Annotated in this window: 3 protein-coding genes; all 3 read right to left on the bottom strand. The window is 40.4% G+C overall.

Features of this window, described 5'->3' with window-relative positions; translation table 11 throughout:
- Nucleotides 1-1,024 (bottom strand): patatin-like phospholipase family protein (locus AC1DPQ_RS24085; RefSeq protein ID WP_477611117.1); only part of this gene is annotated, 1,024 nt, incomplete at its 3' end.
- 48 nt (nucleotides 1,025-1,072) lie between these two features.
- Nucleotides 1,073-1,546 (bottom strand): TspO/MBR family protein, encoded by a 474-nt coding sequence (locus AC1DPQ_RS24080; RefSeq protein WP_477580902.1) that lies wholly within the window; start codon nucleotides 1,544-1,546, stop codon nucleotides 1,073-1,075.
- A gap of 44 nt (nucleotides 1,547-1,590) precedes the next feature.
- A partial coding sequence (locus AC1DPQ_RS24075; protein WP_477611116.1) for a M28 family metallopeptidase occupies nucleotides 1,591-2,651 on the bottom strand: 1,061 nt, incomplete at its 5' end.

Here is a 2,651-nt window from a genome sequence, read left to right as displayed (position 1 = left end):
GCTGACTGTTTACACCGGTTACAATGATGTTGCTGAACTTTAGATCTGGCTTTCTCGCATTAAATTTTTCCCTTCTTTGTGCCAGTTCTTCATCGCTCACTCTTTTGCTGATTAAAGCTTTAATCCTTGGCATATCGGCTATTGTTGCATCATAGCCTTTTTTAATCAGCTCTTCTACAGGAGCAAAATTAGTTACGCTATAAGTAGCCAGATTGGGCTGGATGTATACGCCATTTTTTCCGATCATGGTTGAATCTGATTTGGATAGAAACATGTATACCAAAAAGCGGTTCATTAAACGATCGTCGATGTTTTTAGGGTATTCGTTATAGGTTTTTGAAGAAACATTGGCGCCGATCACATAATCAGGCTTAAAGTCTCTTTCCATTACATCAGCAGGGAAATTATTGTAAAGCCCCCCATCAAAAACATATTTTCCATYTAGTTTAATGGGCCGGTAGATAATCGGAACCGTCATGGTTGCCCTTACTGCTTCTGCTAAACTTCCCTTGCTCACTGTGATACTTTTTTGCGAAAGTACATCTGCAACCATACAACGATAGGGAACAAAAAGATTATCGAAATTGTCTTTAGAAACGGCTGAAGCCTGGGCAAAAAGCTCAAGAAAGGCAAAATTTAATGGAATATCGTTAATGAGGTTAGAACGGAAGCTAAAATGGAAACCCGTATCAATTGCCACTTTTGCGCTAAGCATAGAGGCATTGGGCGCATTTTTCTGAAAGAAAAAGGTGTAATCGCTGGTGTACCGCCCATTTACCCAATTTTGGAAGTCGTTGCTTAGTGCAATTTTTTCTATCTCCGCCGGGCTATAACCTGCAGCATACATGGCGCCAACTATGCCACCCATCGATGTGCCTGTAATGTAATCGATAGGGATGTGGTTTTCTTCTAAAGCCTTTAATGTGCCAATGTGCGCCAATCCTTTTGCGCCACCACCGCTAAACACAAGACCTACCTTTTGCGCCTGCAATTGGTTACAGCACAGAACGAAGAGGATCAGCAAAAATCTTTTAAAAGTTACCACCCTTAAAAATAGGGTTTTCTTTTAAAATTAGTTCAATATGAAAATGTTGTATGTTAAAAATGATGCAAAACTTACCCAAAGGATGTAGGGGATGAATATTAAACCCGCCCATTTGTTTATTTTATAGAACATGGATGCATTGATGACAATGATGATCAACAGTAAAATAATTTCGGCCAGGGCAAAACCTAGCTCGTGCAGGTAAAAGAAAATAAACGACCAGCCCAAATTTAAAATTAACTGGATTAAATAAATGGCAACTGTTCGCGGGAAATGAACAATTTTATCGCGTCTAATCCACACCAGATAAGCCGCAATACCAATAAGTATATATAGTGTAGTCCAAACAGGTGCAAAAAGCCAGTTTGGTGGATTAAAGGACGGTTTGTTTAACGTTGGGTACCAGGTTTTAACTGATTGAGCGGTTGCCCACCCTCCTAAAGCACCAACACCCAGTGTGATGGCTATATTTACAAGAAAAGCTACAGGTTTAAATTTCATGCGCTAAATTTGAGTTTAAACAACGGTAAACCCCAAAAGTTTTATTACCTGCCAATTCCTGGCACTATTGGTAGGCTTTCAGTGTCGTCATTTCCGATGCTTTGTACCGCAAATAAATAATTGTCTTTACTATAAGGTAATCGTAATTCGGTGGCAGAAGTGAAAAATTTCTTTTCCCAAATGGCGCTGCTGGTTTCGCGCATTAAAACATAATAGCCCTTTACTGCGCCATTAACAGGTGCTTTCCAGTATAAAAAGGTAGAGTTGCTCAGGTTTTTTACATCAACTTTTACTTCGCTAGGGCTTGAGGGTGCTTTGGCCAGATTGGCCAAAACCGCAATATTTACACCTGTATTTTTACGTAAATATTCGAAATCCATAAATTCCTGAAGGTCGCCATACCTAACGCCTTTCTCAGTTCTAAGGTCTTGGTGCTGGTGATCGAAGTTTTCGTTCATTTCGGTTATGCGAACCGCTGTAAATCCATTTTCTACGAATGGAGTATGATCTCCACCCCGGAGAAATCTGTCGTTCCTGTAAATTAATTTAATTTCTAACTGATCTACATAACGCTCGCCAATTTCTTTAACATACCGTGCCAACTGACGGCTTTTGCCATCGTTTTCTAAACCAAACTGACGGATGCTCTTCGCATTTTTATCCAGATCAAAGCTGGGTAAGCCCTCACTAAATACACGGAGCCTGGTATTGTCGATGATTTGCGTTTCGCTACTGTTGTTGCTGCCAATCATATCATTGTTTAACATGGCATCTACATTCCAGTTTTCTTTTTTTGCTTTTGCAGCCATAAAACCAGAGCCTAATAACGATTGTTCCTCACCGCTTACGGCTACAAAAATTATGGTGGCAGAAAATTTAAATTGACTCATAATTCTTGCAGCCTCAATTACGCCCGCAACACCACTGCCATCATCATTGGCGCCAGGTGCATCACTGGTTCTGTTCATTACATCGGTAACTCGGCTATCGAGGTGTCCGCTCACCACATAAACACGTTTGTCGTTTGCATCAGTGCCTTTTAATATGGCTACAGCATTGCCTAAAAGTGTAGGCTGATCTACTCTTTTGCCATCAGGTTTAAATG

The organism is Pedobacter sp. 01T416_2 (genome assembly GCF_056398925.1).
Note: the sequence above shows the minus strand (reverse complement) of the source record. Positions and strands in the feature narration are given on the sequence as shown.

Coding starts and splice junctions, on each gene's coding strand:
- AC1DPQ_RS24080 (WP_477580902.1), bottom strand. CDS start 1,546: ATGAAATTTAAACCTGTAGCTTTTCTTGTAAATATAGCCATCACACTG.